This window comes from Shewanella sp. cp20, from assembly GCF_000832025.1.
Lineage (GTDB): Bacteria > Pseudomonadota > Gammaproteobacteria > Enterobacterales > Shewanellaceae > Shewanella.
Map to the genome: position 1 here is coordinate 1 of NZ_JPII01000027.1, position 14,141 is coordinate 14,141.

Genomic DNA, 14,141 nt, shown 5'->3' on the forward strand with positions numbered 1-14,141 from the left:
TATCTCCACATTTCGGCAACTTCGATGGGGATCTGTTGTAGCCACAACCGGCATTTGCAGCAAGTAAGTAAAAGTTTACTCTGACCCGACTATTCCTAAATACTGTAACCACGCATACGCTTTGTTTCTTGAACACCGATTAGAAATGGGCTTTTTAGACTCATGATTACTTCACCCCCCCCTAGTGAACTGTTTATTTATACAGTGTTATTTGGTATTTCCGAATATCAAGGAAAATAGTGAAATAATTTTGCGCGTTTTTACACGTACTAATCCGTATAATTCATTTTTATCAATCAGTTATGTGTTGACCACTTGAGATAATAGGTTTGGAAAACGCGCATGCGCGTTTTTGCAGATGGATTACTTATATGAAAAGCGGCAAAATGCTGATAAGTTCATTACATACAGATAGTTAACTGTGCGCGTTTTCACTGGTCCAACGAGGTAAACGCGCATGCGCACTAATAAGCTGTCATACGCAATCACATAGAATCGAGATCGTAGTACATCTATGAAAGTTACTTTAAAGAATATTAAGAAAATTAAAGAGTTGGAATTCAGAATACCAGACAGAGGGGTTTATCTTGTCACAGGGTTAAATGGTTCAGGAAAAACCAGCTTGCTAGCGGCTCTTTTCAGAATCGGCTCAAGACATGCATTCCAAAGATATTACAGAACAAGTACTTTTGAAAGCCGATTGGATTCGTTTGAGAATTCAAGAGTTATCTATGAAATAAATAATGAAGAAGTTAGCTATAAGTATGGTGGTCAAAGGTGGAGAGCTACACCGAGCAGAAATTCAGGACTATTCTCTCAATTCCCCTATGCGACAGTAAGATTTGTAGAAGCAAATGGAAACAGGGTAGAACCATTTGCTGATGAAATAAGATATAGATCTGTTAGATCCGCTCCTGCCGAAGTTACCGGCTTTATGTCATATGTTCTAAGTGACACTAAATGGGACAACCTCAAATATGTTAATACCCGCCGCGGAGTAGGAAGTGAAGCATATTTAATTCCTTACAGGAAAAACAACCAAACACATTACTACTCAGAAAAGAATTTTAGCTTAGGTGAGCTTTGCGTACTGAGATTAGCCTGTAGCCTTTCAAATATTGAAGATAACAGCCTAATCCTGATTGACGAGATTGAAATGGCTCTACATCCTCAAGCACAAGTGAGGCTACTTGAAAAGGTTGAAGAGATTTCACAGTCTAAAAGACTGACAACTCTTTTCTCCACACACTCTGCAACCTTAATTAAGAATATAAAAAGAAAGAACATAATTTTCTTGCAAGAAGAAACTCCAAGCAAATTCAAAAGTATAACCAATGTCTATCCTGCACGGGTTCTTGGCGAAATAGCATTTGATGATGAACCAAGTACTGATTTCATATTTCTTGTTGAGGATAAGCAAGCAAAAATCCTACTTGAACAAATGCTGGGGTTCTATAACTCAATAACAAATAATGAAAGTTCATTTCTACCGTTATATCGGGTTGTTCCTATAGGAGGCTTTGTCCAAGTCTTGGAATTATTAAATTCTTCATCACAAATATTCCCAGATCATGTCAAAAGATTTTCATTTTTAGATTTAGATGTTAAAACCGAGTCTCTTGCAACTGCTCAGAGAGAAAACAATCAGACTTTGCTCAGTCTCTTTAATCATTCCCAGGCTAAAGTTAAATATCTACCCTGCACCCCTGAGTGCGGTCTTGTTGAAATGATAGAAAATGCAGATGCACAACTAATAAGAACGATAAATGGGTTGTTTTCAGGGGCAGGAATTAACTTAAGAAGAATAATATCATCTCGCGAATACAATCTTCTAAACAAGCAGAATATAAGAGATAAAGCAAAAGATAGAATAAAACATATAGTTTCTTCTATAGAGGCTAGTACAGGGGTAGGGCAAACAGATATTTATCGCTCTCTCTATAAAACTTACTGTTTTGAGAAATACGGTAATTCAATACCAGAAATAAAGCGTTTATTTGGTCAGGTGTTCAATGCCAGGTAGCGTATAACAAGTGATTGTGGTGTTTAGTCAATATATTTATCCGTTTTTTACGCACCACAGCTCCTCGCTTTTAAGCATGGTATTCAAGATCACGATGAGCTTTCGCATGCAGGCGATCAGTGCTACTTTCGGCATTTTGCGATTGAAGTCGGATTCGTAACAGTTGGCTCGGTTCCGCTTCGCTTCACATTATAGCCAACAATTACTCACCGCTTAAGGCGGCGTTAGAAGGCAACGGATGATCTACGAACCTACTGTATCAATTGTTGAAACAGGTTTTGTCTCTGATCGAACAACGATCGTGGAGGAAGTGAAGCTTTCTGAGAATGGTCTAGAGATCACTGTGGATTCAAATAAATGGACTGTGAAAGTGCATTTTGATGCCATATATGGGTTTCGAGTATTAGATGAAGGTGACCTTGGCGAATTCTGGTCTGAATGTAACTTACTGAAAGGATGGTGTTTCAAAGTGCTTCGTGGTGGTTGGAGTGAACTTGAGAAAACGAGAGAGCATTTCGTATCAGGGAGGTTATATGATTCGCTTGAGTTCTTGATCATTGGTTTAAATGAGTGTGTATCTGTCTTAGCTAGTGACTCACCGACAATTTCAGTGATACAGCCTTCTAACAAGCAAATTCATCCGACGCCAAACAGCTGCTGATTAGGGCGTTGCGCCCGATCACTAATGATACTTATAAATGAAAAGTTGGGTCAGAGTTAAGTTTGTTCTAGCTAGTGAGGTTGCAGGTAGAAGCTACGACAATTCCCCATCGAAGTTGCCGAAATGCGTAGATGAAAATGCCGTATAGCCATCACGGATGATGGCTAAGGCTCGGGGGGACAGGGAGTCCCATCCGAGTCGTTAGGCGATTTTCATTGAAGCATGAGGAGCAACAACTTCGTCTGGGGCGCTGGGGGATTTCCAAAAGGGGAACAAGCGATTTTCCCCTTTTGGTCGGGTGTGGGTTGAAGACCCACGACTTTCATCTCCAAACGAAGTTTGGAAAATCAGTCTTCGGCCGTAAGGCCGCATTCTTAGCATCAGCCACCCAAACGAAGTTTGAACATCTCCCCTTGGCATCAGCCCTTCAAACGCAGCTTGAAACCCCCTCCCGGTCGTTAGACCGCATCTTAAACCATTGTTAACTGACAATGGCATCCCAAATCGCTAGAATAACCCCAGATTATTCCTATCCAGAGCCAACCCCAATGCATGTACATATCTTAGGGATCTGCGGCACCTTCATGGGTGGTCTCGCACTCCTTGCTCGCGCTAACGGTCACAAGGTCACGGGCAGCGATGCCAACGTCTATCCGCCTATGAGCACTCAGCTCGAAGAGCAGGGGATCGAGCTGATCCAGGGTTTCGACCCGAGTCAGCTGGGACAAAACGAGGACGATGCGCCGGATCTGGTGGTGATAGGCAACGCCATGAGTCGTGGCAATCCCTGTGTCGAGGCGGTGCTCAATCGTGGCCTGAGATACACCTCAGGGCCCCAGTTTCTGGCCGAACATATTCTGACCAACCGCTGGGTGTTGGCGGTGTCGGGCACCCATGGCAAGACATCGACCTCTAGCATGCTGGCGTGGATTCTAGAAGACTGTGGCTATGCCCCTGGCTTTCTGATCGGCGGCGTACCGCAAAACTTTGGCGTGTCGGCGCGCCTGGGCGACTCGCCGTTTTTCGTGGTGGAGGCCGACGAGTATGACAGCGCCTTCTTCGATAAGCGCTCCAAGTTTGTCCACTATCAGCCGCGCACCCTGGTGATCAATAACCTGGAGTTCGATCACGCCGATATCTTCGACGATCTAAAAGCGATCCAACGTCAGTTTAATCACCTAATACGCACGGTACCGGGTCAGGGCAAGATCATCTGGCCGTCGGCGAGTGATGCGGTGCGCGAGGTGATCGACATGGGCTGCTGGAGCGAGCAGGAAACCTTTAACCTAATGGCGGGGAGCCCAGGCTGGTACAGCGAGCTCTTGAGTGAGGATGGCCATAGATTCGAGCTGTTTTTCGATGGCGAGTCTCAGGGCGTGCTCGACTGGTCCCTTATCGGTCAGCACAACGTGGAGAACGCCACCATGGCGATCGCCGCTGCCCGTCACGTGGGGGTTAAGCCTGAGGCAGCTATCGAGGCGCTGAGTCGTTTCGCGCCGCCAAAGCGGCGCATGGAGCTGATTGGCATGGTCAATGACATTGCCGTGTACGATGACTTCGCCCATCACCCCACCGCGATTGCCACCACGCTACAGGGCTGCCGCGCCAAGGTGGGCGATGGCCGTATCCTGGTGGTGCTCGAGCCTCGCTCTAACACCATGAAGCGCGGCGTGCATAAGGATACCCTGGCGGGATCTATGGCGCTGGCCGATGCTGCCTACCTGTATCAGGCGGACAACATCGACTGGGACGTGGAGGCGGCGATGGCCCAGGCCGAGTTGCCCGTGACTGTGCTATACCAGATAGATGAACTGGCAGACACGGTCGCTGGCGTGGCTAAGCCGGGCGACACCATCATCGTCATGAGCAACGGCGGCTTCGGTGGCCTGCATGGCAAGTTGCTGGCTAAGCTGGAACAGAACAAGGCGTGAGTCTAGCCGGTTAGGCTTAGACTCGGGTCTTCAACGAAGAGAGTGATATGAATTATCCCAAGCGGGCCAAGGCGATCAGCCTGGCCTGGACCGGAGCCAGCGGGGCTCCATATGGACTTAAGTTATTGCAGTGTTTGCTGATGGCGGATTATCAGGTGTTTCTGATGATCTCCAGCGCGGCGCGTGTGGTGCTGGCTACCGAACACGGCTTGCAGCTTAGCGCTAATGGCGACAAGGCTAAGGAGCAACTGCTGGCGCTGTTTGCCGAGCAGGGGCTAAAGCCAACAGGTGAGCTGCATGTGCTGGGTAAAGAGGAGTGGTTCTCGCCACCTGCCTCTGGCTCGGCGGCGCCCAAACAGATGGTGATCTGCCCCTGCAGCACGGGCACCTTGGCGGCGGTGGCCACCGGCATGAGTAATAGCCTGCTGGAGCGCGCCGCCGATGTGGTGCTCAAGGAGCGTGGCCAGCTGATCTTAGTGCCCAGAGAAACCCCCTTTAGCAGCATACACTTAGAGCATATGCTGTCACTTTCGCGCCTGGGCGCCACCATAATGCCGGCGGCGCCGGGCTTTTATCATGATCCCAAATCGATTGAAGATCTGGTAGACTTCATGGTCGCTCGGATTTTAGACCATCTGGGTGTCGACCACGGGTTAACCAAGCGTTGGGGCTATGATAAGCACAGTGCCGACAACCGCGACAATTAAGACAATTTTGAGAAGAGTATGAAACACACTACCGAAGTGATGATCTCGGCAGATGAGATTGAGCAACAACTGGATATCCTGGCAGCGCAGATCAATGCCCACTACGCCAACAGCGAACGCCTGCTGATGGTTGGCCTGCTAAAAGGGTCTGTGGTCTTTATGGCCGACCTTTGCCGCCGCATCAAGGGTCACGTTGAGATCGATTTCATGTCGGTATCCAGCTACGGCAATGCCATGACCAGCTCGCGCGACGTGAAGATCCTGAAAGATGTGCAGTCGGATATCGAAGGCCGCGACGTGTTGATCGTCGAAGATCTGATCGACTCGGGCAACACACTGAACAAGGTGCGTGAGATGCTCATGCTGCGCGAGCCTAAGAGCCTGGCCCTCTGTACCTTGCTCGACAAGCCAGAGCGCCGCGAGGTTGATGTACCGGTAGACTTTATCGGCTTCACCATTCCCGATGAGTTTATCGTCGGCTATGGTATCGACTATGCCGAACAGTATCGTAACCTGCCTTACATAGCGAAAGTCGTACCCTTAGATTAATCGCGCCTTAGTTAAGATCTTAAACTCCTGCCCTGTGCGGGAGTTTTTATTTTTAAATGTGATAACGGAAGTGACTAATGACCAAAGAGCCATATGCTTTAGTTATCGACTCGCTCAGAAAAACCTACAAGGGCGGCGTCGAAGCGGTAAAGGGGATCAGCCTTAAGGTCGAGGCGGGGGATTTCTTTGCCCTGCTTGGGCCCAACGGTGCGGGTAAGTCCACCACCATAGGGGTGATCTGCTCCCTGGTGCAGAAGAGTGGCGGCAAGGTGAAGGTGTTCGAACACGATATCGACACCCAGCTGGAGCTGGCCAAGATGTCCATCGGCCTGGTGCCCCAGGAGTTCAACTTCAACCAGTTTGAGACGGTGCAGCAGATAGTGGTCAACCAGGCCGGCTATTTCGGCGTCTCCCGCGAGGTGGCCTTCGAGCGTGCCAAGAAGTACCTGAGCCAACTCGACCTATGGGATAAGCGTAACAGCCCGTCTCGCGCCCTCTCGGGCGGCATGAAGCGCCGTCTGATGATTGCCCGTGCCCTGATGCACGAACCCAAGCTGCTGATCCTGGATGAGCCTACCGCCGGGGTGGATATCGAACTCAGACGCTCCATGTGGACCTTCCTGACGGATCTCAACCGCCAGGGGGTGACCATCATCTTGACCACCCACTACCTGGAAGAGGCCGAGATGCTGTGCCGCAACATAGGCATCATCGACAAGGGCGAGCTGGTGGAGTGTACAAGCATGAAATCCCTGCTTAGCCGTCTCAACATGGAGACCTTCGTGTTCGACCTTAAGGCCGATATCCCTGAGCCGCCAAGCCTCGAGGGGATCACTTGCCGCCTGACCGACCCGCACACCTTAGAGGTGGATGTGGAGAAGGCCCATAGCATCAACAGCGTGTTTGCCCAGCTGAGCGAGCAGGGGATAGAGGTGTTGTCGATGCGTAACAAGGCTAACCGTCTGGAGGAGCTGTTTGTGGAGTTGGTGGAACAAGGTAAGGGAGGGGCTAAAGCATGAACATGAAGCAGGTCTATTTTACCGCCTTTAAGAGCATATTGATCAAGGAGGTGACGCGTTTCACCCGTATCTGGGTGCAGACCCTGGTGCCGCCGGCGATCTCTATGACCCTGTATTTTTTGATCTTCGGTAATCTGGTGGGTAAGCGCATCGGTGAGATGGGCGGCGTCAGCTACATGGAGTTTATCGCCCCCGGTCTCATCATGATGTCGGTGATAACCGCCTCCTATTCCAACGTGGCGTCATCCTTTTTCAGCGCCAAGTTTCAGCGCAACCTGGAGGAGCTGATCGTCGCGCCCGTGCCTCACTATGTGATGATTGCCGGTTACGTGGGCGGCGGCGTGGCTCGCGGCCTGTGTGTGGGTACCATAGTGACCCTGGTGGCGATGTTCTTCGTGGATATCAGCCTGCATCATGCCGGACTGGTGGCCCTGACCGTGCTGTTGACCTCTATCCTGTTCGCCCTTGGCGGCCTCATCAATGCGGTGTTTGCCAAGAGCTATGACGACATCAGCATAGTGCCCACCTTCGTGCTGACACCGCTGACCTACTTAGGCGGGGTCTTCTATTCGCTGACCCTGCTACCCAGCTTCTGGCAGGGGGTGTCGCAGCTTAACCCTGTGGTCTATATGATCAACGTGTTCCGCTATGGCTTCTTAGGGTATGCCGACATAGGCATTGGCCTGTCGATTGCCGTCATGGTGGGCTTCTGCGCCGGCCTCTGGCTGCTGGCCTATTACCTGATCAGCCGCGGCATAGGGCTAAGAACCTAATTATTTATTACGATTGGTATAAATCGCCTCACAAAAGTGGGGCTTTTTTTATGCCCGCGCGGCGCTACTGAGCTTCGAGGTAGCGCACCATATCGAACAGCTGAGTCAGGCTGTCTGCGCCTATCTTGGCGCTGCAGAAATGACCATTTTGGCAGGCGTAGTCGCTAACCCATTTGACGATCTCCGACAGGGGGACTTGTTCACCCGAGGGCAGTAAGTCGCCATTCTGGCAGCGATAACTCACGCCCTGGCTGTCGATAAGCAGCAGGGATTGGCCACGCAGATGCTCGCGCTCATCGAGCCAGGCTTGCTGGCTATCTAGCAGCATCAACTGCTTATCGTTGGCGAGCTTGAGCAGTAAGGGCCAGTGGATCATCAGATTTGGGTCTGCTCGGGGGCCATCTGAACCTCGGGATGGTTCTGGTCGCAGCCCAGGTGGAAGTAGGCGCCGGGCTTGTCCTCTATGCCGTGGGCTAGGCCGAAGGCGTAGCCTTTGACATAGATAAACAGGTACAGGGCGGCGTCTTTATCGTCGTCATAGGCGTTAAGTGTCTGTCGCAGCGCTTGGTTAACCTGGTCTTGGTCTATGGTAAAGCCCATGTCGATGGCGAGCTTGGCACATACCAGAGGCGCAATCACCTCGCTCTGCGTCGTCAGGTATTGGGCGTGGTCGATGAAGCTGTCGACATTGATCTCTCTGGGGTCATCGGCAGGCGTGAAGAAGGTTTGGCGCAGATAGAATCCCAGCAGAAGCAGGCCGATGATGAGCAGGCTCAACTGGGTCTTGTTCATGGTGGCCTCGCGACTTAAGTTAGTGCTGCATGACTGAGGTCAATGCGGCAAGGCTTTCATCAAAGCTTTACGGCTCATGTTAGTGTTGCACAACCTGGGGCGCGCCCCTGTCGGCCTGCTCCCTCTGCTCTTCCTGCTCCGGCGCCGTGATGCGCCGCTTATGTTGTTTTAGCATGAACATGGCGTCCTTGTTGAGCTTTATCAGGCCGTCGAAGTAGCTGTTCATCTCGTCGACTTTGGCGAGAAACTCGGGGTCGTCCTTGGCCTGTTTCTGCCAGTAGCGCTTGCGATCTAGCTTCTGTTTCTCGCTGGCCCTTAAGATCTCATAATAGCTGTTTTCCTGCTTGAGGCGGTAGACTTCCGCATCGATCAGCTGTAACAGCTTTTCCTGGGACAGGGTGCGCTTGTTGAGGAGCGCCTGCAGGGGGTCGAGCTTCTCCTTGGGCTTATCGCTGTCTATCTCAGTCGTGATGCCGAGTTGGTACTGGATATGGTGTTGCTTAAACTCTTTCGGACAGGAGGTCTGGCTGAAGACCACCTTATCGCCCTTGATACACTTATAGATGCTGCTGGCGTGACTCAGGCCGGGAAGCAGCAGGAGTGCGATGGCTAAGAGCAGTTTTCCCATGGAGCGATAATTCCTCTATCTGCGTCGAGTCTTGGGGTGGCGGCATCAATTGGGTGAGCGTCGCCGCGACGAGTGATTTCCCTGATTCCTTGTTCATGTCGGCAAGCCCTGGCTTCTATAGGCTCTGGCGAATACAGGCTATGGTTCATATCTTCAGCCTGTGTGCCACTGGCATGGACAGCTATTACTATGGCGCAACTCCTGGAATAACACCAGTATTTTGCATGACTTAGGTGGTTTTCACGGGTTTTTCAGAGGCGTAGAGATAAAAAACCGCGATGTGAGCGAATGTCACACCGCGGAGTTTGCTTGGGTGGGGTTATCTAAACCTTAAATCGGTTGCTGCTCCCCTAGCGGCTACACTCTTCCAGCAGGTAGGCCAGGTGGCGATAGGAGATGCCGCTGTGCTGGGTCAGACCCACTTCGCACATACGGTTGGCGTAGTAGCCCTCCTTGATGTCCACAGGGATCAGCTTCTTGATGTTGCGCAGGGCGCTGGCGTTGATCTCTGGCTTGTATAAGCCCTTCTCGCCGGCGTAACCACAACATTCAATTCCTTCCGGCAGCTTAACGCCATTACTACACGCATCGGCCAGGGCCTGCATCTTAGGCTCAAGCTTCATCTTGCGGGCGCTACAGCCCAGGTGGAGCGCCACATTAACCTTCTTGGTGAAGGTGAGCTTAGGCAAGATCTTGTCGTGCATAAATTCGACCAGATCGGTGATCTCCACCTTAGGGTTACCCGTCAGGGTACGGTAGGTACAAGAGAGGGCATCTACCACCACGGGCACCTTACCGTTGTCGCTCAGTGCGCTGAGGGCGTCGATCAGCTCATCACGCTTGGCATCGGCATTCTTGAAGTCACCCTTAGATTCCCACATCTGGCCGCAGCACAGGTGACGGGTATTATCCGGGGTCACTACATTGTAACCGGCGCGCTCCAGCAGGGTGACCACGACTTCAGGCAGGGTGCGGTTGTCGGGATCTTTCGGCGTCGGGCCGAAGGTGCGACCGCCACAGGCAGGGAAGTAGACTATTGTCTCCTTGTCTGGCGAGGCAGGGCTAGGCTTAGGCAGCTTGCCGCCCTTGGCAAAGTCCGGATTCCAGTAAGGCACCTCTTTAGACACCATGCGACCCACCTTCATCAGGCCGTTGGTGACGCTGTCGCCTGTGACCTTGTGGATGATGTTGAGCACGTCGAAGCCTGTGCTGATCACCTGGTTGACGGCGCCGAAGTGTTTGGCCTGGAAGTCCAACACCTTCTGCTCGGTCGTGGTGATGTAAGGGGTTCTCAGCTTACGTACCAGCTGACCCATGCTGTTGTCCACCGGACAGGCGATGGTACAGAGCTGACAGGCGGCGCAGGTGTCGACCACGTCATACTTGGCGGCGGCACGCATCTCTTCGGCGGCCTGCTTGTCGCCAGAGGCCTCCAGGCGCGCGATTTCACGCAGGGTGGCGATACGCTGACGCGGAGTAAAGTTAAGCGCCGAGGTCGGGCAGGTCTTCTCACAGAAGCCACACTCGATACATCTGTCCACATAGTCATCGACCACAGGGCAAGGCTTGATGTTCTTCACGTGCACGTTGGCATCGTCGTTGAGGATCACGCCTGGGTTAAGCAGGCCCTGGGGATCGAAGATCTGCTTGATGCGCTTCATCAGGGTGTAGGCATCGGCGCCCCATTCCATCTCGACGAAAGGCGCTACCGCGCGGCCTGTGCCGTGCTCGGCCTTCATGGAGCCGTCGTACTTGTCGATCACCATCTCGGCCACGTCTTGCATGAAGCCGTGGAAGCGCTCGATATCAGCCTGTGAGGCGAAGGTCGGTGTGATGATGAAGTGGAAGTTACCCGCCAGCGCATGGCCGTAGATCACCCCTTCTGGGTAGCCATGCTTGTGGAACAGCGCGGTCAGGTCGGTCGCCGCATTGGCCAGATGTTCCAGCTCGAAGGCCACGTCTTCGATGATCACCGAGGTGCCCTTTGGACGCTCACCGCCGATGATGGGGAAGAGGCCAGAGCGCATCGCCCAGTACTTGCTGTAGACCTCTGGGTCACGGCTGAAGCTGATAGGGCGCTCGGTTTCGATATGGGCCAGCTTGGCGATCACATCCTGGGTGTAGGCATCCAGGGTCGTCTCGTCGTTGGCGCGGGATTCGATCAGCAAGATGGCGGCGCCTTCCGGCAGCTCGCTCAACCAGTCTGGCATCCCTTTCTTGCCGGTCACCGCCTTGATAGACGCCCAGTCCAGCAGCTCGGCGGCCGCTACGCTGTCGCATTTGATCGGTGGAATGGCGCGGGCTGCATCTTCCATGTTGAAGAATACCGCCATGGCCGAGGCCTTGAACTTGGCCTCATCGACCGTGTTGTAGGTGACCTCTTCGACGAAGGCCAAGGTGCCCTCGGCGCCGACGATCAGGTGGTTGATCAGCTCGAAAGGATCCTCAAAGTCTACCAGGGCGTTAATGCTGTAGCCGGTGGTATTCTTGATGGAGTATTTCTTGCGAATACGGTCGGCCAGTACCGGATTGCTGCTGGTGAGCTGTGCCAGTTCGGTGAGCTCCTGCAGCAGTTGCTTGTGTGACGCGCGAAACGCTTCCTTTGAGCGCTCACAGCCAGTGTCCAGACGGGTACCGTCGGCAAACAGTAACTTGGCCGAAGCGATGGTCTGGTAGCTGTTTTGAGCCGTACCACAGCACATGCCCGAGGCGTTGTTAGACACGATGCCGCCAACCATGGCCGAGGCCAGGGTAGCCGGATCCGGCCCTATCTTCTTGTTGAACGGCTTGAGCGCCATGTTGGCATCGCTGCCGATGACGGCTGCGCCTAACGAAATTTGGTTGTGATCTTCGCTGACGGCGATCTTTCTAAAACCGTCGTGGCCGAGGATCAACAAGATGCCTTCGCCGATGGCCTGGCCTGACAGACTGGTGCCTGCGGCGCGGAAAGTGACCGGGGCGTTATGGGCGCGGGCGACCTCTAAGGTGTCGCGGGCATCTTCGAGGGTTTCGGCGTGGACCACTACCTCTGGCACGATACGGAAGTAGCTGGCGTCGGTTGACCAGGCGAAACGACGTACCGCATCGTCCGATACCGCTTCTACACCAAGTTTTGCACGTAAATCTGCGACTACTGCTGAATAATTAATCGACATAACATTACTCTTTTAATTGACCCACAAAAAGGCGGGTTCATCACGTCCGCCTTTCTCGAGTTATCTGTTATAGACCGCCCCACAGGGTAGCGATAGTGCCTGCAATCAAGGCATAACCGAGCGCAACGGGCATGGTTTTACGGATAATTTCTGATTCGCGGCCTGCCATACCCACCACGGTAGCGGCGGCGACCACGTTCATGACACACATCATGTTACCTGCGTTGGCACCTATGCCTTGTAGGGCCAGGACTAACGCGTGGTTCATGCCGATGTTGTCGGCCACACTGTACTGCAGGCCTGAGAACATCATGTTAGAGAAGGTAGCCGAGCCTGATAGGAAGGCACCGAAGATACCCACTATGGGTGACATCCAGGCCCAGATGGCGCCCATAGAACCGGCCAGCATGTCGGCCAGGGCAACAGGCATAGACTGTAGGCCCGCCTCGTTGGTGCCAGAGTTCAGGAAGATCTTCACCATAGGCACAGAGGCGCCCAGGGAGATGATGGTCGGCAGCATAGACTTGCAAGAGACGGTGATCGACTCCTTGATGGCTGGCGACTTCATCTTGAAGAGCACGAAGCCCAGGATACACACCAGCACGAAGAAGGCGCCAGGGGCATACAGGGTCGCGAAACCGGCTTTTAGCTCGGTACCCAGCAGGTTAGTCCAGCTGATGTTAAAGCTGGTGAGCCAGGACTTGAGCGGCGCCACGGTGCGAGACAGTACCAGTAGGCCGGCCATTATGATGTAAGGCGTCCAGGCGGCAACCTGAGAGAACTGTGCCTTGGTTTCAATCTTGGCCTGAGTCTGGTTGTCGTTTTCGGCGAAATCGTTCCAAGGGGTCTTAGGTAGCAGCAGACCCTTGCGCGCCACTGGGATCACCAGGGCCATACCGACTAGTGCACCGATAACCGATGGGAACTCAGGACCGGCGAAGTAGTTGATAAGCCAAGCGGGTACGGTAAAGGCGAGACCGGCGAACAGGGCAAACTTCCAAATTGCCAGACCCTCTTTGAAGGACTTGTTACGGCCGAAGAAGCCGGTGAGAACAGAAACCAGTACCAGTGGGATCAGGGTACCCGTGAGCAGATCGATAGTGATCATATGCAGGGCGATAAACTGGGCATAGTCGGCGAAGCTGGTGCCGTGCTGGGCAATCTGGTCGGCAGCCATGCTGACACCACCCTGCATCAGACCCTGTTCCATACCGAAGAGCACCGGCAGACCGATGGCGCCGAAGGAGACGCTGGTGGAGTCGGCGATCAGGGCAACCACAGCGGCGGCCACTGGCGGCACGCCTAGCAGTACCAGCAGCGGCGCGCCGATGGCGGCCGGGGTACCGAAACCGGCAGAGCCTTCGATAAACGAACCAAATAACCAACAGATGATGATCACCTGCACGCGGGCATCACCACTGATGTTGGTAAAGCCGGCGCGGATGGTGTCCATGGCACCCGAGTATTTCAGGGTGTTCAACAGGAACACGGCACCGAAGATGATGCTGAGTGGGGTCAGGGCCGAGAGTAGGCCTTCTACCACTGAGGCACCTAAGATGGTGGTATCCATCTGCCAGATAAAGACGGCGGCAAGGCCTGTCATTACCATGGAGATGGGCATGGCGCGAGATGCTGGCATCTTGAGTAGCACCAAAAATAGCATAACGCTGATTACAGGCGTCAAACTGGCGAGTAGTTGAAGTAGGGTCATGATTGCCTCTTACTGTCTTTACTTGGTTATTTTAGTTGTTGTTGATGCTGACTCGTCCGTTGCAGCATCTTGTGTTGTCGGAAGCTATTCCCAAATGGAATCCTTTCATCCTTGATGCGTAATAAACGCTAATTCACCAAATGCAAATATGATCTAGATCATTATGTGCCGATTATGTGAGATGGGGTTAGA

The 14,141-nt window shown here is 52.8% G+C and carries 12 protein-coding genes; 7 read left to right on the top strand and 5 right to left on the bottom strand.

Features of this window, described 5'->3' with window-relative positions:
• The first annotated feature begins 514 nt into the window (after positions 1 to 514).
• The 7 genes from DB48_RS09615 to DB48_RS09650 all read left to right on the top strand — a co-directional run bounded on the left by DB48_RS09615 (position 515) and on the right by DB48_RS09650 (position 7,663).
• Positions 515 to 2,023 (top strand): AAA family ATPase, encoded by a 1,509-nt coding sequence (locus DB48_RS09615; RefSeq protein ID WP_041510082.1) that lies wholly within the window; start codon positions 515 to 517, stop codon positions 2,021 to 2,023.
• A gap of 238 nt (positions 2,024 to 2,261) precedes the next feature.
• Positions 2,262 to 2,684 (top strand): hypothetical protein, encoded by a 423-nt coding sequence (locus DB48_RS09620; RefSeq protein ID WP_052813741.1) that lies wholly within the window; start codon positions 2,262 to 2,264, stop codon positions 2,682 to 2,684.
• 548 nt (positions 2,685 to 3,232) lie between these two features.
• Positions 3,233 to 4,615 carry a UDP-N-acetylmuramate:L-alanyl-gamma-D-glutamyl-meso-diaminopimelate ligase gene (gene mpl, locus DB48_RS09630; protein ID WP_041510084.1) on the top strand — a complete coding sequence of 461 codons (1,383 nt, stop codon included), beginning with the start codon at positions 3,233 to 3,235 and terminating at the stop codon, positions 4,613 to 4,615.
• A gap of 47 nt (positions 4,616 to 4,662) precedes the next feature.
• Positions 4,663 to 5,322, top strand: coding sequence for a flavin prenyltransferase UbiX (locus tag DB48_RS09635; protein WP_041510085.1), 660 nt, complete (start codon positions 4,663 to 4,665; stop codon positions 5,320 to 5,322).
• A gap of 18 nt (positions 5,323 to 5,340) precedes the next feature.
• Entirely contained in the window at positions 5,341 to 5,871 is a 531-nt protein-coding gene (gene hpt, locus DB48_RS09640) for a hypoxanthine phosphoribosyltransferase (RefSeq protein ID WP_041510086.1), read from the top strand.
• A 77-nt stretch (positions 5,872 to 5,948) separates the two neighbouring features.
• Positions 5,949 to 6,890 (top strand): ABC transporter ATP-binding protein, encoded by a 942-nt coding sequence (locus tag DB48_RS09645; protein WP_041510087.1) that lies wholly within the window; start codon positions 5,949 to 5,951, stop codon positions 6,888 to 6,890.
• A gap of 2 nt (positions 6,891 to 6,892) precedes the next feature.
• A complete protein-coding gene (locus DB48_RS09650) occupies positions 6,893 to 7,663 on the top strand; it encodes an ABC transporter permease (protein ID WP_041510088.1) in 771 nt (256 codons plus the stop codon).
• A gap of 64 nt (positions 7,664 to 7,727) precedes the next feature.
• Here DB48_RS09650 and DB48_RS09655 read toward each other — a convergent pair whose 3' ends face one another.
• The 5 genes from DB48_RS09655 to DB48_RS09675 form a co-directional block, all read right to left on the bottom strand.
• Positions 7,728 to 8,039 (bottom strand): DUF4144 family protein, encoded by a 312-nt coding sequence (locus tag DB48_RS09655; RefSeq protein WP_041510089.1) that lies wholly within the window; start codon positions 8,037 to 8,039, stop codon positions 7,728 to 7,730.
• Positions 8,039 to 8,455 (bottom strand): hypothetical protein, encoded by a 417-nt coding sequence (locus tag DB48_RS09660; RefSeq protein ID WP_041510090.1) that lies wholly within the window; start codon positions 8,453 to 8,455, stop codon positions 8,039 to 8,041. The genes DB48_RS09655 and DB48_RS09660 overlap by 1 nt, the downstream gene beginning before the upstream one ends.
• A gap of 79 nt (positions 8,456 to 8,534) precedes the next feature.
• Positions 8,535 to 9,083 carry a hypothetical protein gene (locus DB48_RS09665; protein WP_041510091.1) on the bottom strand — a complete coding sequence of 183 codons (549 nt, stop codon included), beginning with the start codon at positions 9,081 to 9,083 and terminating at the stop codon, positions 8,535 to 8,537.
• A 350-nt stretch (positions 9,084 to 9,433) separates the two neighbouring features.
• Positions 9,434 to 12,238, bottom strand: coding sequence for an FAD-binding and (Fe-S)-binding domain-containing protein (locus tag DB48_RS09670; protein WP_041510092.1), 2,805 nt, complete (start codon positions 12,236 to 12,238; stop codon positions 9,434 to 9,436).
• A 67-nt stretch (positions 12,239 to 12,305) separates the two neighbouring features.
• Positions 12,306 to 13,949 carry an L-lactate permease gene (locus DB48_RS09675; RefSeq protein WP_052813742.1) on the bottom strand — a complete coding sequence of 548 codons (1,644 nt, stop codon included), beginning with the start codon at positions 13,947 to 13,949 and terminating at the stop codon, positions 12,306 to 12,308.
• Positions 13,950 to 14,141 lie beyond the last annotated feature (192 nt).